Origin of the sequence: Klebsiella sp. 1SOBk10mer (genome assembly GCF_046602535.1) — a bacterium.
Taxonomy (GTDB): domain Bacteria; phylum Pseudomonadota; class Gammaproteobacteria; order Enterobacterales; family Enterobacteriaceae; genus Klebsiella; species Klebsiella quasipneumoniae.
The window spans coordinates 1,160,223-1,179,020 of record NZ_JBKIUP010000001.1 but is presented as its reverse complement, the minus strand read 5'-3'; the positions used below and the strand labels follow the sequence as shown (position 1 = coordinate 1,179,020).

The following is an 18,798-nucleotide window of genomic DNA, read 5'->3' as shown; positions in this document are numbered from 1 at the left end:
GGACACACGTCCAGGATGGCGATCCTGCCGGATTGTTGAACGCATGTCCAACTTTTTGTTACACTCGGCCAAAGCCAGATATCAGCGGGGTCCTATGCACTATTTACAGCGGGATGAGCGACGGGAAGGGATTATGCAGGCCGCCATGCGCCTGGCGCTGCGCGGCGGCTTCAGCGCCATGACCGTGCGGCAGATCGCCCGCGAAGCGCAGGTGGCCGCCGGGCAACTGCACCACCACTTCGCCTCCATCGGCGAGCTGAAGTCCCAGGTGTTCATCCGTCTTATCCGCGAGATGCTCGACATGCCGCTGGTGGCCGAGGACGCCAGCTGGCGCGAGCGGTTATTCTCGATGATCGGCAGCGAGGATGGCCGGCTGGAACCCTATATCCGCCTGTGGCGGGAAGGCCAGGTACTGGCCGACAGCGACCCGGACATCAAAGCGGCCTACCTGCTAACCATGACCATGTGGCATGCCGAGACCGTGGCGATCGTTGAGCAGGGCCTCGCCTGCGGTGAGTTTCATTCGACCGAGCCGCCGGCGGATATCGCCTGGCGTTTTATCGCCCTGGTGTGCGGCCTCGACGGGATTTACGCCCTCGGCACCCAGACCCTGGACGAGACGGCGTTTAGCCGTTACGTCAATAAGATGATAACCCTGGAGTTATTTTAGTTAAATTTTACATTTAGTAACAATTAATCCCGCTACGCTCTCCACGTGCTCTCCGACAGCACGTTTTTTTTATCTACGCTTTTTAGATAACGCCAATTAAGGGTTATTCTCCGTCCCCTTGTATTCAGCTGTTGACCTTATTTATTTACTCCATTCCGGGCAATTAGAGGGCAATATGTCGGTACAAAATGAGAAGGATAATCATTACCTTTTGAAAAACTGGCGGCCAGAAAATAAGGCCTTCTGGGAAAACAAGGGCCAGGCTATTGCGAGAAGAAACTTATGGATATCAGTAACCTGCTTACTACTGGCCTTCTGCGTCTGGATGTTATTCAGCGCCGTGGCGGTCAATCTTAATAAGGTCGGTTTTCATTTCACTACCGACCAGCTTTTTTTATTAACCGCACTTCCTTCACTTTCCGGCGCGATATTACGGGTGCCCTACTCCTTTATGGTGCCCCTCTTCGGCGGGCGCTACTGGACTGTATTAAGTACAGTGATCCTGATTGTGCCTTGTATTTGGCTGGGCGTGGCGATCCAGAATATTGCTACTCCATTTTGGGTATTTATTGTTATTGCGCTGCTGTGTGGTTTTGCCGGGGCGAATTTTGCTTCCAGTATGGGAAATATCAGTTTCTTTTTTCCCAAAGCCAAACAGGGCAGCGCGCTGGGGATCAACGGCGGCCTTGGCAATCTGGGGGTCAGCGTGATGCAGATGGTCGCTCCGGCGGTAATCTTCCTGCCGCTCTTCACCTTCCTCGGCGTCCATGGCGTCACCCAGCCCGATGGTTCAACGATAGCCCTGAGCAATGCGGCGCTCATCTGGGTGCCGCTCCTGCTGTTCGCCACCGCTGCCGCCTGGTTCGGTATGAATGACATCGCCAGTTCGAAGGCCTCGATTCGCGATCAACTCCCGGTGCTCAAGCGTCCGCATATGTGGCTGTTGAGCCTGCTCTATCTGGCGACTTTCGGCTCATTTATCGGCTTCTCCGCCGGCTTCGCCATGCTGGCGAAAACCCAGTTTCCTGCGGTCGACATTCTCAAGCTGGCTTTCTTTGGGCCGTTTATCGGCGCGCTGGCGCGCTCGTTCGGCGGGATCATCTCCGACCGTCTGGGCGGTGTGCGGGTGACGCTGGTCAATTTCGTGCTGATGGCGCTCTTTACCGGCCTGCTGTTCCTCACCCTGCCGGGCAGCGGATCCGGCAGCTTCCTCGCCTTCTACGTGGTGTTTATGGGGCTGTTTTTAACCGCCGGACTCGGCAGCGGCTCCACCTTCCAGATGATCGCCGTCATCTTCCGTCAGCTCACCATCGACAGCGTGAGGCAGCGCGGCGGCAGCGAAGAAGAAGCGCAGCACGAAGCCGTAACCGATACCGCTGCCGCGCTGGGCTTTATCTCGGCAATTGGCGCCATCGGCGGCTTCTTTATCCCGAAAGCCTTCGGCACCTCGCTGGCGATGACCGGTTCGCCGGTCGGGGCGATGAAGGTCTTCTTCGTTTTTTACGTGGTTTGCGTATTGGTGACCTGGCTGGTCTACGGCCGACGTAAACCCGCTTAACCATAACGATTTATCTGCCGGATGGCGGCTTACGCCTTATCCGGCCTACGCGTTCGTTCGCTCATCCGGCCGGGTGGCACGATGCCGGACATCATCGGAGCAGGAGAAATGTCATGAGTAAACTACTGGATCGCTTTCGCTACTTTAAGCAGAAAGGCGAGACCTTTGCCAACGGCCACGGTCAGGTCTACAACAACAACCGTGACTGGGAAGATAGCTACCGTCAACGCTGGCAGTTCGACAAAATTGTCCGCTCCACCCACGGCGTGAATTGCACCGGCTCCTGCAGCTGGAAAATTTATGTCAAAAACGGTCTGGTGACCTGGGAAACCCAGCAGACCGATTATCCGCGTACCCGCCCGGATCTGCCGAACCATGAACCACGCGGCTGCCCGCGAGGCGCCAGCTACTCCTGGTATCTCTATAGCGCCAACCGTCTGAAGTACCCGCTGGCGCGTAAACGGCTGATTGCGTTGTGGCGCGAAGCACTGGCGCAGTTTCCCGACCCGGTGCAGGCCTGGGATAGCATCATGCAGGATCCGGCCAAAACCTCCAGCTATAAAGCGGCGCGCGGCAAAGGCGGCTTTGTCCGCTCCAGCTGGAAAGAGCTGAATCAGCTTATCGCCGCCGCCAACGTCTGGACCATCAAACACTACGGTCCGGACCGCGTCGCCGGGTTCTCGCCGATCCCGGCGATGTCGATGGTCTCCTACGCCGCGGGTACCCGCTATTTATCCCTTATCGGCGGCACCTGCCTTAGCTTCTATGACTGGTACTGCGACCTGCCCCCCGCCTCGCCGATGACCTGGGGCGAGCAGACCGACGTGCCGGAATCCGCCGACTGGTACAACGCCAGCTACATTATCGCCTGGGGCTCCAACGTGCCGCAGACCCGGACCCCGGATGCCCACTTCTTCACCGAAGTGCGCTACAAAGGCACCAAAACCATCGCCATCACTCCGGACTATTCGGAAGTGGCCAAACTGTGCGACCACTGGCTGGCGCCGAAGCAAGGTACCGACAGCGCGCTGGCGATGGCCATGGGCCACGTGATCCTCAAAACCTTCCACCTTGATAACCCGAGCGATTACTTTCTTAACTACTGCCGCACCTATACCGACATGCCGATGCTGGTGATGCTTGAGCCGCGCGACGATGGCAGCTATGTGCCAGGCCGCATGCTGCGCGCCTCCGACCTGCTGAATGGGCTGGGCGAAACGAATAATCCGGAATGGAAAACCGTGGCGTATAACGCCGACGGCGAACTGGTGGCGCCGAACGGTTCCATCGGCTTTCGCTGGGGCGAAAAAGGTAAATGGAATCTCGAACCGCTGGCAGACGGTAAACCGGTGGAGCTAACGCTGTCCCTGCTCGACAGGCGCGACAGCGTGGCGTCCGTCGCCTTCCCCTACTTCGGCGGCAATGAAAATCCACATTTCCGCAGCGTGCCGCAGTCACCGGTAACCCTTCATCCGCTCCCGGTGAAACAGCTGACGCTGGCCAGTGGCGAAAGCGCCCTGGTGGCCAGTGTATATGACCTGATTCTGGCTAACTACGGCCTGGACCGCGGGCTTGATGATGTCAATGCGGCGAAAGATTTCGCCGAGGTCAAAGCCTATACCCCGGCGTGGGCGGAGCAGATCACCGGCGTGCCGCGCCAGCATATTGAACAAATCGCCCGCGAGTTCGCCGATACGGCGCATAAAACCCATGGCCGTTCGATGATTATCCTCGGCGCCGGGGTAAACCACTGGTACCACATGGATATGAACTACCGGGGGATGATTAACCTGCTGGTGTTCTGCGGATGCGTCGGCCAGAGCGGCGGCGGCTGGTCGCACTATGTCGGCCAGGAGAAGCTGCGCCCACAGACCGGCTGGCTGCCGCTGGCGTTCGCGCTGGACTGGAACCGTCCGCCGCGGCAGATGAACAGCACCTCCTATTTTTACAATCACGCCAGCCAGTGGCGCTATGAAAAACTGACCGCGCAGGAGCTGTTGTCGCCGCTGGCCGACGCCAGCAAATTTAGCGGCAGCCTTATCGACTTCAACGTCCGCGCGGAACGGATGGGCTGGTTGCCTTCTGCGCCACAGCTCAACGTCAACCCGCTGGCCATCAAGCAGCAGGCCGAGGCCGCCGGGCTATCGCCCTCGGCGTTCACGGTGCGGTCGCTAAAATCCGGCGAGATCCGCTTTGCCGCCGAGCAGCCGGACAGCGGCAAAAACCATCCGCGGAACCTGTTTATCTGGCGCTCTAACCTGCTGGGATCGTCCGGTAAGGGGCATGAGTACATGTTGAAATACCTGCTCGGGACCGACAGCGGTATTCAGGGGGATGAACTGGGCGCCAGCGATGAGGTGAAACCTGAGGAAGTCGAGTGGCAGACGGCGGCTATCGAGGGCAAACTCGACCTGCTGGTGACGCTGGATTTCCGCATGTCCAGTACCTGTCTCTTTTCCGATATTGTTCTACCGACCGCCACCTGGTACGAAAAAGACGATATGAACACCTCGGATATGCATCCGTTTATCCACCCGCTTTCCGCCGCCGTCGACCCGGCGTGGGAGGCAAAGAGCGACTGGGAGATTTACAAAGATATCGCCAAATCCTTCTCGCAGGTCTGCGTCGGCCATCTCGGGAAAGAGACCGACGTGGTGCTGGTCCCGCTGCAGCATGACTCTCCGGCTGAGCTGGCGCAGCCGTTCGAGGTGCTTGACTGGCGCAAGGGGGAATGCGATCTGATCCCCGGGAAAACCGCTCCGTCGATTGCCCTGGTGGAGCGCGACTATCCCGCCACCTGGGAACGCTTCACCTCTCTCGGGCCGCTGCTCGATAAGCTTGGCAACGGCGGAAAAGGCATCTCGTGGAATACGCAAAGCGAAGTCGATTTCCTCGGCAAGCTTAACTACCTCAAGCAGGACGGTCCGGCCAAAGGCCGGCCGCGGATCGACAGCGCCATTGACGCCTCCGAAGTTATTCTCAGCCTCGCGCCGGAAACCAACGGCCAGGTGGCGGTGAAAGCCTGGCAGGCGCTGGGAGAATTTACCGGTCGCGACCACACTCATCTGGCGCTGAATAAAGAGGATGAGAAGATCCGCTTCCGCGATATTCAGGCGCAGCCGCGCAAGATCATCTCCAGCCCAACGTGGTCCGGACTGGAAAGCGAGCACGTCTCCTACAACGCCGGTTATACCAATGTGCACGAACTGATCCCGTGGCGCACCCTCTCCGGGCGGCAACAGCTGTATCAGGACCATCCGTGGATGCGGGCTTTCGGCGAAAGCCTGGTGGCTTATCGCCCGCCCATTGATACCCGCAGCGTCAGCCAGATGAAGGCCGTGCCGCCGAACGGTTTTCCGGAGAAAGCGCTGAACTTCCTGACCCCGCACCAGAAATGGGGGATCCACTCCACATACAGCGAAAACCTGCTGATGCTGACGCTGTCGCGCGGCGGGCCGATCGTCTGGCTCAGTGAAACTGACGCCAGAGAGCTGGGCATTGAAGATAACGACTGGATTGAAGCGTTCAACGCCAACGGCGCCCTCACCGCCCGGGCGGTGGTGAGCCAGCGCGTGCCGCCGGGGATGACCATGATGTATCACGCTCAGGAGCGGATTATGAATATCCCGGGTTCGGAAGTGACCGGCCGCCGCGGCGGCATTCATAACTCCGTCACCCGCGTCTGCCCGAAGCCGACGCACATGATCGGCGGCTACGCCCAGCTGGCCTATGGCTTTAACTACTACGGCACCGTCGGCTCCAACCGCGACGAGTTCATCATGATCCGCAAAATGAAAAATATTGCCTGGCTGGATGACGAAGGTCGCGATCAGGTACAGGAGGCGAAAAAATGAAAATCCGTTCTCAGGTTGGAATGGTGCTGAATCTGGACAAATGCATCGGCTGTCACACCTGCTCGGTCACCTGTAAAAACGTCTGGAGCAGCCGGGAGGGCATGGAGTACGCGTGGTTCAATAATGTGGAAACCAAACCGGGCATTGGCTACCCAAAAAACTGGGAAGATCAGGAGCAGTGGCAAGGCGGCTGGATCCGCGGCATCAGCGGTAAACTGACGCCCCGCCTCGGCAATCGGGTTAGCGTGCTGTCGAAGATATTCGCCAACCCGGTGCTGCCGGCGATTGACGATTACTACGAACCTTTCACCTACGATTACCAGCATCTGCACAACGCGCCGGAGGGCAAATATCTGCCTACCGCCCGCCCACGCTCGCTGATCAGCGGCGAGCGGATGGATAAAATTGACTGGGGCCCGAACTGGGAGGAACTGCTCGGCGGTGAATTCGAGAAACGCGCCCGCGACCGTAACTTCGAAGCCATGCAGAAAGAGATGTACGGCCAGTTCGAAAACACCTTTATGATGTACCTCCCGCGCCTGTGCGAGCACTGCCTCAACCCGAGCTGCGTAGCCACCTGCCCGAGCGGCGCCATCTACAAGCGTGAGGAAGATGGCATCGTGCTGATAGACCAGGACAAATGCCGCGGCTGGCGGATGTGCATCAGCGGCTGTCCATATAAAAAAATCTACTTTAACTGGAAGAGCGGCAAGTCGGAAAAATGCATCTTCTGCTATCCGCGCATTGAGTCCGGGCAGCCAACGGTGTGCTCCGAAACCTGCGTCGGGCGCATCCGCTATCTCGGCGTCTTGCTGTATGACGCCGACCGTATCGAAGAAGCTGCCAGCACCGAGCATGAAACCGACCTCTATGAGCGCCAGTGCGAGGTATTCCTTAATCCAAACGATCCGGCGGTCATCGAGGAAGCGTTAAAACAAGGCATCCCCCACAATGTCATTGAGGCGGCGCAGAAATCGCCGGTCTATAAGCTGGCGATGGACTGGAAGCTGGCCCTGCCGCTGCATCCGGAGTATCGCACCCTGCCGATGGTCTGGTATGTGCCGCCCCTGTCGCCGATCCAGTCGGTTGCCGACGCCGGCGGCCTGCCCAACAACGGCGCCATCCTGCCGGCGGTTGAGAGCCTGCGCATTCCGGTCCAGTACCTGGCGAACCTGCTGAGCGCCGGGGATACCGGGCCGGTATTGCGCGCGCTGAAACGGATGATGGCGATGCGCCACTACAAGCGCTCGCAAACCGTTGAGGGCGTGACCGATACCCGGGCAATTGAAGAGGTGGGACTCAGCGTTGAGCAGGTCGAAGAGATGTATCGCTATCTGGCGATCGCCAACTACGAAGACCGCTTCGTGATCCCCACCAGCCATCGCGAACTGGCGGAGGACGCCTTCCCGGAACGCAACGGCTGCGGCTTTACCTTCGGCGACGGCTGCCACGGGTCAGATACGAAATTCAACCTGTTTAACAGCCGGCGGATTGACGCCATCGACGTCAGCGGCGTGCGTAAGCATGGGGAGGGCGAGTGATGCGGATCCTGAAAGTGCTCGGTCTGCTGCTGGAGTATCCCGACGAGGTGCTGTGGGAGAACCGCGACGAAGCCCTGGCGCTGGTCAGCGCCGATATCCCTTCCCTGACGCCCTTTGTCGGGGAGCTGCTGGCGGCGCCGCTGTTGGATCGCCAGGCCGACTGGTGCGAGGTGTTCGAGCGAGGGCGCGCCACCTCGCTGCTGCTGTTTGAACATGTGCATGCTGAGTCCCGCGACCGTGGCCAGGCGATGGTGGACCTGATGAATCAGTATCAGCAGGCAGGTCTGCTGATCGATTGCCGAGAACTGCCCGACTATCTGCCGCTGTATCTGGAGTATCTCAGTATTTTACCCCTCGCCGACGCCCGTGAAGGGCTGCAGAATATCGCGCCGATTCTGGCGCTGATCGGCGGCCGCCTGAAGCAACGAGAATGCTCGTATTATCAACTGTTTGACGCCCTGCTGGAACTGGCAAAAAGCCCGCTCACCAGTGACAGTGTCACCAAACAGGTGGCGGGAGAAAAGCGCGACGATACCTGTCAGGCGCTGGACGAAGTGTGGGAAGAAGAGCAGGTGAAGTTTATTGAAGATAATGCGACCGCTTGCGACAGCTCGCCTATGCAAGCTTATCAACGACGCTTTAGCCAGGATGTGGCGCCGCTGTACGTCGACATCCGCGCCGGAGGCCCGAAATGATCCAGTATCTGAACGTCTTCTTTTACGATATCTACCCTTACCTTTGCGGCGCCGTGTTTCTGCTCGGCAGCTGGCTACGCTACGACTATGGGCAGTATACCTGGCGCGCGTCATCCAGCCAGATGCTGGATAAACGCGGGATGGTGCTATGGTCGAACTTGTTTCATATCGGCATTCTCGGCATTTTTTTCGGCCATCTCTTTGGCATGCTGACCCCGCACTGGGTCTACTCGTGGTTCCTGCCAATGTCGCAGAAGCAGCTGATGGCGATGATCCTCGGCGGCGTGTGTGGGGTGCTCACCCTGGTGGGCGGCATCGGCTTGCTGGCTCGCCGCCTGACCAACCCGCGCATTCGCGCCACCTCCACCACGGCAGATATTCTGATCCTGTGCATTTTGCTGATTCAGTGCGCGCTGGGGCTGACGACGATCCCCTTCTCCGCCCAGCATCCGGACGGCAGCGAAATGCTCAAGCTGGTGGACTGGGCGCAGGCGGTGGTCACCTTCCACGGCGGCGCCTCGGCGCATCTGGACGGCGTGGCCTGGATTTACCGCGTCCACCTGGTGCTGGGGATGACCATCTTCCTGATCTTCCCGTTCACCCGTCTGGTTCACGTCTGGAGCGCGCCGGTGGAGTATTTCACCCGCCGCTACCAGGTGGTGCGCTCCCGACGCTGAGCGCTGGCGGCTGTTATCATTCATCCTAACCGGTAGCCCGGACGCGGCCTTCGCGCGAGTCCGGGTAGTTATCGACCCGGCTCCAGCCGTTATGCCGGGTGGCGGCTGTCGCCTTACCCGGCCTACAGGGCCCTCTCACAGAGCTCATCCCCCGTAGACCCGCGCAAGCGCAGCGCCGCCGGGCAAGAAATCAGGCACGGTACCTGTAATTTCGCCGGGTGGCGGTTGTCGCCTTACCCGGCCTACAGGGCCCTCTCACAAGCTCATACCCCGTAGGCCCGCGCAAGCGCAGCGCCGCCGGGCAAGATATCAGGCACGGTACCTGTAATTTCGCCGGGTGGCGGCTGTCGCCTTGCCCGGCCTAGAGGGCCCTCTCACAGGCTCATCCCCCGTAGGCCCGCACAAGCGCAGCGCCGCCGGGCAAGATATCAGGCACGGTACCTGTAATTTCGCCGGGTGGCGGCTGTCGCCTTATCCGGCCTACGGGGCGCTCTCACAGGCTCATACCCCGTAGGCCCGCGCAAGCGCAGCGCCGCCGGGCATGAGGAAATTTACTTCCCGGCTTCCGGATGCGTATCGAAAGCCGCCATCACCGCCGCCAGCGCCGCTTCGCTGAAGCCATGTTTAGGATCGTCCACGCCCAGGCCGAAGCGGGTTTGCAGCCCTTCGTACAGCGCGGAGACATCGGCAAAATCGACCTTCTCCACCACGTGGTTATTTTCCCAGTGGGTAAAGTGGAAATTGGTAAGGGTCATTTTGCCGCCGTCCGGCAGATGACGACACATCAGCAGGTGGTGACGAAAGTGTGACTGCGGCCAGTGCGCCGACCAGAAGTTACCCATCACATAATCAGACGCATACTGGCGACCTAAATCGAAATGGTACATCGACTGCCAATGCTCGTGATGGTTGAACTGCAGCGTCCACTCATCCCCTTCATGCACCAGACGATAGCTGCCGTGCGGCGTCTGCTGCGGGATATCGGCCAGCAGCTTAATCGGCGCGGTCAGCGTCTGGCCACCGAAGCCAACGTCGGCGATCCAGCGCTCACCCGCCACTTCCACCAGCAATAAACGATGGGTGCGCGGCGGCATCTGCGGCGGATTGGCCAACACCACCCGGCCCAGCAGGCTGCGGACATTAAAACCTATTTCGCGTAGCGCGCGCTCCAGCAGGCCATTTTGTTCAAAACAATACCCCCCGCGTCGGCCGGCGATCAGCTTCGCTTCCAGCGCCAGGTCGTCAAGATGGATCTCGCGCGGCAGCAGGACGTCGAGGTTTTCGAAAGGGATAGCGCTGTTATGCTGCAGATGCAGTTGGCGCAAGGTATCAATAGAAACATCAGGCTCTCCCGTCCAGCCCAGACGGGAAAAATAGGCGCGTAAAAAGGGACTCATCAGGGTCTCCAGCTGTTGGTGTCCGACATTTATAGCCTATATTCCCGCGCCGACCCTCTTTTTTGTGCGCTTGTCGTTAACCGCGCGTGCTGCGCTGCATCAGCGCCAGCGCCGTCAGCATCAGGAGCAGACCGGTCAACAGCGTCAGGCTGGCCATCGCCATGCCCTGACCAACGGATCCCTGTTCGAACTGGCGCCAGATAAACACCGCCACGGTCTGCGTGCCGGCGGGCGCCAGCAGCAGCGAGGTCACCAGCTCCCGGGACGCCACCGCAAACACCATCAGCATCGCCGCCAGCAGCGCCGGAAAGACCAGCGGCAGAACAATTAGCCGCAGCGCCTGCAGCGGCGACGCGCCGTGGACCCGGGCGGCGGGCTCAAGATTGGGGCCGATTTGGCGCAACGCGCTGCCGACATAGCGCACCGGCCAGGGCAGCAGCAGGCAACAATAGGAGAGCAGCAGCATCCACAGCGTGTTGTAGGGCGAGCGCGGCCAGAAGGGCTGGTTCCATAGCAGGATCAATCCCACCCCCACCACCACGCCCGGCAGCGCCGCCGGCATCAGCGACAGCGCATCCACCACCCTGCGCCCTTTGATCTTCTGCACCATCACCAGCCAGGCGGCCAGCAGCCCCAGCGCGCCGACGATCAGCGCCGAACCTAGCGCCAGAGAAAGGCTGACGCCGAGGGCCGACAGGGCATCGCCCTGCTGGTCGAATAGCGCCGCGAAGTGACGCAGCGTGACATTCTCCAGACTGACTCCGCCCGAGAGGGTGCCCATCAGGCTGGTGAGCATCATCGAGGCGGCGGGGACCCCGACCGCCAGGCCGCCGACGGCCGCCATCGCCAGCAGCGCGGGCAGCGTCATCCAGCCCAGCGATGTCCCACGGTTTTCTCCCGGTTTGCCGGTGACGCTGGTGACCTCCTTCTCCCCCACCAGCCGCGTTTGCAGCCACCAGGCGAACAGCGCTACCGCCATCAGCAGCAGCGACAGCAGCGCAGCGCCGGTGAGATCCACCGGCCAGTCGGCCAGCTTTTTCTCAATGCCCACCGTCAGCATCACCACTCCCGCCCGGCTGCCCAGCGCCGCCGGTACGCCAAACTCCTCGATGGCGAGAGTAAACGCCAACAGCATCCCCGCCGCCAGCGCCGGGGAGAGCATCGGCAGCGTCACGTGCCAGAAGGCGCGCCAGGCGCTGGCGCCATGGACCCGGGCGACCATCGCCAGCCGTTGCCCGCTCGCCAGCAGGCTGCGGGAAACGGCAAAGTAGACCACGGGAAAAATATTAAAGGTCATCACCAGCACGATCCCGCTGCGGCTGAATAGCAGATCGTTTAGCTGCCAGCCGGTCAGCTGCTGCAGATAGCCCTGGCGTTGCAGCGCCAACATCCACGAGAGCGCCGAGATATAGGGCGGCGTCAGAAAGGGGATCAAAAACAGCAGGTCCCATAGCCGGGGCAGCGGCAACGAAAACATACCGCGCAGAATGCCGAGCGGCAGGCCAATGAGGACGCTGGCCAGCGCCACGCCGCCGGCGATCCACAGCGTACCGCCGAGCATCGACATCAGCTGAGGGTCGGCCAGCAGCGGCGAGACGCCGCCAAAGGCGTCATGGAGCGAACCGGCGCTAAAATGGGGAAAAATCGCCTGCAGCAGAATAAACAACAGCGGTAACGCGACCAGCAGCGTCAGGGCAGCAAGGGTCACGCCGGAAAGGAATTTTTGTTTCACAGCGGTTCCTGAAACGAAGCGTTCTCCGGCGGCCAGCGCCGGAGAATCGTGTCAATTATTGGGCATACAGCTGACTGAAGCGGCTGAGGACGGCGCTACGCTCGCTACTCCCCTCGCCGCTGGTGGGCAAGACCTTCAGCGCGTCCAGCAGCGGGCGTTTAGCGGCCACATCGCGGCGAGCGGGCATCAGCCAGGCGTCGGCGACCCGCGCCTGACCTTCCGGCGACAGCACGTAATCGATAAAGGCTTTGGCGTCGTCGGCATGCTGGCTGGTTTTGAGGATCATCATCGGGCGTGGGGCAATCACCGTCCCGCTGGCCGGGAAGATCACCTTCAGCGACTCGCCCTGCTGAATATTGCCGTAGGAGACATAATCCACCGCGCCGAACACCGCCGCTTTCGCCCCCTGCATCACCGGCGTCACCGCCTGGGCGTTGGGGCCGCTGACCACCATGCCGTTCTTTTTCAGATCGTCAAACAGCTGCCAGGCCTGGTCGCCCATGCTGTTTTGCAGGCCAATCAGCAGATCCAGCGACGCGCCGGAGAGCGCCGGGTCAGGCGTCGTTACCTTATCTTTAAACGCCGGCTGGGTGAGATCCCGCCACTCTTTCGGCTCCGGAGTGCCGCTTTTGCTGTTCCAGACGATGCCAAGCGCCGAGACCCCCTGGGCGATATAGTCCGCCGATTTCAGATTAGCCGGTACCTTGTCGGCGTTGGCGCTGTGAAAAGGCAGCAACCAACCCCGCTGGTGCAGATCCTCCGCGGTATCCCATGAAGCGGAGATCAGCACATCCGCCTGTGGGTTGGCCTGCTCGGCCTCCAGACGGGCCATCACTTTGCCGGTGGTGGCCTGGAAAACGGTCACCTTCACCCCGGTCTGTTGTTCAAAACCGCTGGCCAGGCTTTTCGCCAGCGAGCCAGGGCCGGCGGTGTAAACGGTCAGCGCATGGGCGCTTGAGAGCATCATGGCGGAGAGAGCCATCGCGAGTACCACTCCTTTCTTAACGGTCATAACGGTGTTCATACAACGTCCCCCGAGGTTGGCGTAACGGCGCGGACAGCGGCCACGCGGCCCGCGGATAAATGGACTATCCGGTCGGCTAACAGCTCGGCTTCACGGCGGTCATGGGTAACATACACGGCGGTGATGCCGAGCTGGCGCAGCAGGCGGCTCATTTCGCCACACAGCGATTCGCGCAGTTCGCTGTCCAGGTTGGAGAGCGGCTCATCAAACAGCAGCACCCGCGGCGCGGCGACGATCGCCCGCGCCAGCGCCACCCGCTGCTGCTGGCCGCCGGAAAGGCCTGAAGGTTTACGTTCGGCAAAGCCGTCGAGGCCCACCCGCGCCAGCGCCTCGCTCACCCGGCGCTCGCGTTCGGCGCGGGCAACGCCGCGCATGCGCAGCGGAAAGGCGACGTTCTGCGCCACGCTCATATGCGGCCAGAGGGCGTAATCCTGGAAAACCATGCCGATATCGCGTTGTTCAGGGGGCAATCCCCATCCTGCGCGGGCCACCAGCCGATCGCCAAAGCGGATTTCACCGCTGGCCGGCACGCTCAGCCCCGCCAGCAGGCGCAGCAAGGTGCTTTTGCCGCAGCCGGACGGGCCCAGCAGCGCCACAATGCTGCCGGGTTCGATATGCAGCGAGAAGCGATCGAGAATGGGGGTCTCTGCGAAGGCGAATGAGACCGCCTGCAGAGTGATAGGGGTCAGCGCGCGCATTGTCGCCCTCCCTTGCGGGAAAGCAACCCCTGCCCGGCGGTCGACATCCGACGGGACGCGCTCACCTGGGATAACATCAGGGGAGCCAACATATTGTGATCCTCTTTGGGACTTTGTGCTGGCGACTATAGTCAGACGAGATGACGTATTGATTACATTTTCATTGCGGCTTAACGTATTACCCGCCAACCGACCCATTACTCAAGGAACGCCTATGAGCCGCTTTCGCCACGTGGAACTGCAGTATGCCAGCCGCCTGCTCAACCACGGTCCGACCATTTTGATCACCAGCTACGACGCTGCGTCCGACCGGCGCAACGTCATGGCCGCCGCCTGGTCGATGCCGGTGGAATTCGCCCCACCGCGGGTGGCTATCGTGGTGGATAAAAGCACCTGGACGCGGGAAATCATCGAGCGCAACGGCACCTTCGGCATCGTGGTTCCCGGCGTGGCCGCCGCCAGCTGGACCTACGCCGTCGGCAGCGTCAGTGGCCGCGATGAAGACAAATTCAATGCTTACGGAATTCCGGTGGTGACCGGTCCGGAGCTGGGCCTGCCGCTGATCGAGGAGAAGTGTCTGGCATGGATGGAGTGCCGTCTGCTGCCGGCGACGGCGGCCCAGACCCAGTACGACACCCTGTTCGGGGAGGTGGTGTCTGCCGCCGCCGATGAACGCGCATTCGTCACCGGACGCTGGCAGTTCGATGACGATAAGATCAATACCCTGCATCATCTGGGGACCGGCAATTTTGTCGCCAGCGGCCGCCACGTGCGGGCCAATACTCCGGAAGAATAAAGATTCAACTGCTGCGCACTTTCTCCCGGGGGCGGCGCACAGCGCCTTGCCCGGGCTACCGGGCCGCAGATCGCTGGAGACGCGTGGCCCGGACAGATGCGCAGCATCGCCTCCGGGGAGAGAACTAGCGCTGCAAACGCCGCCGGTCTTCGCTGGGCGTCAGGCCAAAAACTTTTTTATATAAAGTGGTAAAGTGATTACTGTTGGCAAAGCCGCATAGATAGGCCACTTCGGTAATCGTCATATCGGTCTCGCGTAATTTTACGCGCGCCGAAACTAATCGCAGACGCTTTAAATAATTATCCGGCGTCAATCCCGTCGCCTCTTTAATATGGCGAAAAGCGGTCCGCGTGGTCAGATGGAATTTTTCCGCCAGTTGCTGCCAGTTATGCTCTTCAAAGCAGTGCTCCTGTAACCAGGTCAGCAATTTATGCAGCTTATATTTGGTGGTGCTATATTCCGCTTCGGTTTCGGCATGCAGAATCGTCGTCACCAGCTGGAAAAACGCGGCTTCGCGCAGAGCAATATTTTGCCCCTGCCGCAGCTCGGCAGAAAATATCTTATCCACCAGTTCCTTGCAGATATGGCGGGTGTCCGGCGCCAGCCAACCGTAGCAGGACGCATTCTGCGCAGAGAAAGTCTGTAATAAGGTATCGAGAGGCTGTAAATAATGAAACTCTACCAACGGATTAATCAGCACATTAATTAACTTAAGCGTCCCTAGCTCATCATAATAATGAACGTCGCCAGGCTGAACGTAAAAAACGTCGCCCTGTTGAATATATAGTGGTCTGCCATTAATAACGTGTAAACCGTGCCCTTCCTCAACGATCACCAGCTCAGCAAATTCATGACAATGTTCATGGCTATTATCTTCCGGATCGCTGGCATACATGCCCAGCTTATCCTGCGGATGGGTGAAATAATACTCAACGGTCAACATCATCATCTGTAAAGTCCAAAACGGCTTACGGCGCAGAGGCAAGATAATGCATTTTCCCGACCGCCACGAGCAAGATGTTTGGAATTGTGATCGGCAACTCGCCCATCTCATTATCAGTGCCAATCTGGCAAATGCATTGGCATTGCCAGAGTGGTTGCCCCCGTGGCCGGCATCTTATGCTGCGGACAAATAAATACAGAGGACGCAGTATGTCACAGGCAATTCAGCATAATTCTCAGGTCTCGATGACCCGCCACCCGGATTTTCTACGCACCGCCGAGACGCTCCGGCCCGCGCTACGCCGCCAAGCGTACCCGCCGATCGCCGTGGTGGAAGCCCACGCCGACGCCACGGCGCTGTTTGGCTGGCGCGCTGAGCCGGTAAGTTCCCTGGCCGCGTTTTATCAGCGCGAGCTGAGCAGCGGCGATAGCGTCATTATTGATTTTGGCAGCCACTTTGTTGGCTACCTGCATTTTCTCTGTCAGAGCGTCGGGAGCCCGCCGGACGCTCCGGCCCATCTGCAGTTCACCTTCGGCGAAACGCTGAGCGAAGTGTGTGAGCCGTTCAGCGATTACCAGGGCTGGCTAAGCAGCAGCTGGCTGCAGCAGCAGGATCTGTGGCTTGATGTCCTGCCGGCCGACGTTGATCTGCCGCGCCGCTACTGCTTCCGCTATCTGAAGGTGGAGGTCAAAGCCGTGTCGCGCAAGTTTCGTCTGCAGTTCAACCAGATTCAGGTGAATGCCGTTACCTCCGCCAGCGGCGCATGCCCGGCAGCGACAACCGCCGACCCGCAGCTCAAGGCCATCGACAGCGTTGCCGTTCTGACCCTGCAAAACTGCATGCAGGAGGTGTTTGAGGATGGCCCCAAACGCGACCGCCGCCTGTGGCTCGGCGATTTACGTTTGCAGGCGCTGGTGAACGATGTGACCTTCGCCCGTCACGATTTAGTACGCCGCTGCCTGTACCTTTTCGCCGGACATACTCGTGAGGACGGTATGGTATCGGCCAACGTGTTCGTGCAGCCGGATATCATTGCTGACGATACCTTTCTTTTTGATTATTCTCTGTTTTTTGTTGACGTTCTCTACAACTATCTGCAAAGCGCGGAGGATATTGCTACGGCCCGCGAGCTGTGGCCCACGGCCCGTCGTCAGATTGAACTGGCGCTGAAACGCTGCGACGCCTCCGAGGTTGTGCGCGATAGCGACGACTGGTGGGTGTTTATCGACTGGCAGGCATCGCTGAATAAACAGGCTGCAGCGCAGGGCGTGCTGATTTACTGCCTGCAGCGCGCCGTCTGGCTGGCGGAGCGTTTCGAACCTGAGCTGGCCGTCCGCTATCGCCAGCGTTTACAGCAGCTTAAAGCTGCGGCCCTCGATGTCTTATGGGACGAGCAGCAAGGCTTCTACATCAGCGGCGAGCAGCGGCAGGTCTCATGGGCATCGCAAATCTGGCTGGTACTGGCGGAAGTCGGTACTCCTCAGCAGCGCCGGGAGATCATGCATAATCTGGAGCAAAATCCCCCCGCGATCGCCATGAACACGCCATACCTGCGTCACCACTATATTGCCGCTCTTCTGCAGTGCGGGCTGCGCGACGACGCTATTGCGCAGATCAAAGCCTACTGGGGAGCGATGGTCGACTACGGCGCCGACACCTTCTGGGAAATTTTCGATCCGCAGCATCCTGACTTTTCCCCCTATGGCAGTAAGCTCATCAATAGTTACTGCCATGCGTGGAGCTGTACCCCGGCCTGGTTTATTCGCCAGTACGGACTTTAACAACAACGATAAGCGAGTTTACTTTTATGGCAGAAACAACCTTTACCCTTTGGCGGCAACGCCTTGGCTATGGCATCGCCGACCTCTCCTGCAACCTTGTGTGGCAGATGATCTCTCTTTATCTGATGTTCTTTTACACCGACGTGATGGGCCTGCCCGCTTATTACGTAGGCCTGATGTTCCTCGTGACGCGCCTGGTGGACGGCGTTGCCGACGTGCTAATGGGGCTGGTTATCGACAATACCGCCACCCGCTGGGGGCGCTGCCGTCCGTATCTGCTGGTTGGCGCGATCCCCTTCGGACTGCTGTGTATTCTGGCCTTTTACGTGCCTGATTTCGGCACCACCGGTAAGCTGATCTACGCTTTTGTCACCTATTTGTGCCTGTCGTTTCTCTATACCCTCGTTAATATTCCATTCTGCGCCATGCTGCCGTTTCTGACGAACGACTCGCGAGAGCGCACGACGCTGTCGGCAGTGCGTATTCTGCTCGGCTCGCTCGGGGCGACCATTGTCGCGGTCGCCACTCTGCCGCTGGTTGGCGCGCTGGGGAAAGGCAATCAGGAGCACGGCTTCTTCTATACGGCGGTAGTTTTCGGCGTTATTGCCACCTTTTTTCTGCTGGTGAGCTTCCGGAACGTTAAGGAAAATATCAGCATTACTCAGGAGCGCATGACCTTAAAACGCGCCTGGGTCAGCCTGCGCGCCAATCGACCGTGGTTCGTCTTCGCCATCAACATTTTCCTGATGTGGGGCGCGTTTTTCTTTCAAACCGGGGCGCTGGTCTACTTCTTCCATTATTACGTCGGCAATAACGAACTCACGGCGGTCGTCGCCGGAATCTCCACCTTCGTTCCCCTGCTGGGCACCCTCACCGTGCCGCTGCTCGCCAGCCGAATGAAAAAGCGCCACGTGTATCTGGTCGCCAGCGCGATCAACCTGGTCGGCATGGGTATGATGATGGCGGCAGGCGTTAATAGCTGGGGTCTGGTTGCCGGAGCGGTCGTGTTATCGCTTGGCGCCGGACAGCGCACGGCAATTTACTTTTCCATGCAGGCCGATCCGGTGGATTACGGGGTATGGAAAACCGGCATCAATACCGCCGGCATTTTAACCTCCATCAACGGCTTTCTTGGCAAGGTGGCTATGGCGGGCGCAGGAGCCATTACCGGGGTACTGCTCTCATCCGCCGGTTATATCGCTAACCAGACGCAAAGCGACGGCGCGATGCTGGCGATAAAAGCCTGCTACCTCTATATCCCCGCGCTGCTGATTGTGGCCTCAATGTTGTGGATGGGTCGCTTCTACCGCCTCGACGACCAGTACGAGCAGATCCGCGCTGACCTTGACGCTGGACGCCGTGCGCCGTCGAACGCATCGTCTGTTGGTGGAGAAAACCACGCCCTGTAAGGCGCAGCACACCCTTCATACCT

14 protein-coding genes are annotated in these 18,798 nt (G+C 59.7%); 9 read left to right on the top strand and 5 right to left on the bottom strand.

Annotation, left to right across the window (positions count from 1 at the left end):
• Positions 1 to 94 precede the first annotated feature (94 nt).
• The 6 genes from ACLH1I_RS05740 (at position 95) to narI (ending at position 8,995) form a co-directional block, all read left to right on the top strand.
• Complete coding sequence (locus ACLH1I_RS05740; RefSeq protein ID WP_004202704.1) at positions 95 to 670, top strand: TetR family transcriptional regulator; 576 nt, start codon at positions 95 to 97, stop codon at positions 668 to 670.
• Between the two features lie 175 nt (positions 671 to 845).
• Entirely contained in the window at positions 846 to 2,228 is a 1,383-nt protein-coding gene (locus ACLH1I_RS05735) for a NarK family nitrate/nitrite MFS transporter (protein WP_004202706.1), read from the top strand.
• A gap of 113 nt (positions 2,229 to 2,341) precedes the next feature.
• Positions 2,342 to 6,082 (top strand): nitrate reductase subunit alpha, encoded by a 3,741-nt coding sequence (locus ACLH1I_RS05730; RefSeq protein ID WP_080846770.1) that lies wholly within the window; start codon positions 2,342 to 2,344, stop codon positions 6,080 to 6,082.
• On the top strand, positions 6,079 to 7,623 hold the full coding sequence (gene narH / locus ACLH1I_RS05725) for a nitrate reductase subunit beta (protein ID WP_004202708.1): 1,545 nt from the start codon (positions 6,079 to 6,081) through the stop codon (positions 7,621 to 7,623). Before ACLH1I_RS05730 ends, narH begins: the two co-directional genes overlap by 4 nt.
• On the top strand, positions 7,623 to 8,318 hold the full coding sequence (gene narW, locus ACLH1I_RS05720) for a nitrate reductase molybdenum cofactor assembly chaperone (protein WP_032453024.1): 696 nt from the start codon (positions 7,623 to 7,625) through the stop codon (positions 8,316 to 8,318). The genes narH and narW overlap by 1 nt, the downstream gene beginning before the upstream one ends.
• On the top strand, positions 8,315 to 8,995 hold the full coding sequence (gene narI / locus ACLH1I_RS05715) for a respiratory nitrate reductase subunit gamma (protein WP_023289864.1): 681 nt from the start codon (positions 8,315 to 8,317) through the stop codon (positions 8,993 to 8,995). The genes narW and narI overlap by 4 nt, the downstream gene beginning before the upstream one ends.
• Positions 8,996 to 9,546: 551 nt before the next feature.
• On the opposite strand, the gene nhoA is transcribed toward narI, so the two are convergent.
• From nhoA to ACLH1I_RS05695, 4 genes are all read right to left on the bottom strand, one after another.
• On the bottom strand, positions 9,547 to 10,392 hold the full coding sequence (gene nhoA / locus ACLH1I_RS05710; RefSeq protein WP_004202712.1) for an N-hydroxyarylamine O-acetyltransferase: 846 nt from the start codon (positions 10,390 to 10,392) through the stop codon (positions 9,547 to 9,549).
• 76 nt (positions 10,393 to 10,468) lie between these two features.
• Positions 10,469 to 12,124: an ABC transporter permease gene (locus tag ACLH1I_RS05705; RefSeq protein ID WP_151628639.1), complete on the bottom strand. Its 1,656-nt coding sequence runs from the start codon at positions 12,122 to 12,124 to the stop codon at positions 10,469 to 10,471.
• A gap of 55 nt (positions 12,125 to 12,179) precedes the next feature.
• Entirely contained in the window at positions 12,180 to 13,148 is a 969-nt protein-coding gene (locus ACLH1I_RS05700; RefSeq protein ID WP_151385542.1) for an ABC transporter substrate-binding protein, read from the bottom strand.
• The gene (locus tag ACLH1I_RS05695) at positions 13,145 to 13,846 is read right to left on the bottom strand and encodes an ABC transporter ATP-binding protein (RefSeq protein WP_048324392.1); all 702 of its coding nucleotides are present in this window, start codon (positions 13,844 to 13,846) and stop codon (positions 13,145 to 13,147) included. Before ACLH1I_RS05695 ends, ACLH1I_RS05700 begins: the two co-directional genes overlap by 4 nt.
• A 214-nt stretch (positions 13,847 to 14,060) precedes the next feature.
• Between ACLH1I_RS05695 and ACLH1I_RS05690 the strand changes: the two genes are divergently transcribed.
• Positions 14,061 to 14,642, top strand: a complete 582-nt coding sequence (locus ACLH1I_RS05690; RefSeq protein ID WP_048324393.1) for a flavin reductase family protein — start codon at positions 14,061 to 14,063, stop codon at positions 14,640 to 14,642.
• Between the two features lie 124 nt (positions 14,643 to 14,766).
• Here ACLH1I_RS05690 and ACLH1I_RS05685 read toward each other — a convergent pair whose 3' ends face one another.
• Positions 14,767 to 15,591, bottom strand: a complete 825-nt coding sequence (locus tag ACLH1I_RS05685) for a helix-turn-helix domain-containing protein (protein ID WP_048324394.1) — start codon at positions 15,589 to 15,591, stop codon at positions 14,767 to 14,769.
• A 203-nt stretch (positions 15,592 to 15,794) separates the two neighbouring features.
• On the opposite strand from ACLH1I_RS05685, the gene ACLH1I_RS05680 reads away from it, so the two are divergent.
• Entirely contained in the window at positions 15,795 to 17,366 is a 1,572-nt protein-coding gene (locus ACLH1I_RS05680; RefSeq protein ID WP_151385257.1) for a family 78 glycoside hydrolase catalytic domain, read from the top strand.
• Between the two features lie 26 nt (positions 17,367 to 17,392).
• Positions 17,393 to 18,775, top strand: a complete 1,383-nt coding sequence (locus ACLH1I_RS05675) for a glycoside-pentoside-hexuronide (GPH):cation symporter (protein WP_151628641.1) — start codon at positions 17,393 to 17,395, stop codon at positions 18,773 to 18,775.
• Positions 18,776 to 18,798: the final 23 nt, after the last annotated feature.

Bases quoted from the DNA above. Each gene is read 5' to 3' on its own strand.
- ACLH1I_RS05740 (WP_004202704.1), top strand. From the start codon at position 95: ATGCACTATTTACAGCGGGATGAGCGACGGGAAGGGATTATGCAGGCC.
- ACLH1I_RS05735 (WP_004202706.1), top strand. From the start codon at position 846: ATGTCGGTACAAAATGAGAAGGATAATCATTACCTTTTGAAAAACTGG.
- ACLH1I_RS05730 (WP_080846770.1), top strand. From the start codon at position 2,342: ATGAGTAAACTACTGGATCGCTTTCGCTACTTTAAGCAGAAAGGCGAG.
- narH (WP_004202708.1), top strand. From the start codon at position 6,079: ATGAAAATCCGTTCTCAGGTTGGAATGGTGCTGAATCTGGACAAATGC.
- narW (WP_032453024.1), top strand. From the start codon at position 7,623: ATGCGGATCCTGAAAGTGCTCGGTCTGCTGCTGGAGTATCCCGACGAG.
- narI (WP_023289864.1), top strand. From the start codon at position 8,315: ATGATCCAGTATCTGAACGTCTTCTTTTACGATATCTACCCTTACCTT.
- nhoA (WP_004202712.1), bottom strand. From the start codon at position 10,392: ATGAGTCCCTTTTTACGCGCCTATTTTTCCCGTCTGGGCTGGACGGGA.
- ACLH1I_RS05700 (WP_151385542.1), bottom strand. From the start codon at position 13,148: ATGAACACCGTTATGACCGTTAAGAAAGGAGTGGTACTCGCGATGGCT.
- ACLH1I_RS05695 (WP_048324392.1), bottom strand. From the start codon at position 13,846: ATGCGCGCGCTGACCCCTATCACTCTGCAGGCGGTCTCATTCGCCTTC.
- ACLH1I_RS05690 (WP_048324393.1), top strand. From the start codon at position 14,061: ATGAGCCGCTTTCGCCACGTGGAACTGCAGTATGCCAGCCGCCTGCTC.
- ACLH1I_RS05685 (WP_048324394.1), bottom strand. From the start codon at position 15,591: ATGATGATGTTGACCGTTGAGTATTATTTCACCCATCCGCAGGATAAG.
- ACLH1I_RS05680 (WP_151385257.1), top strand. From the start codon at position 15,795: ATGTCACAGGCAATTCAGCATAATTCTCAGGTCTCGATGACCCGCCAC.
- ACLH1I_RS05675 (WP_151628641.1), top strand. From the start codon at position 17,393: ATGGCAGAAACAACCTTTACCCTTTGGCGGCAACGCCTTGGCTATGGC.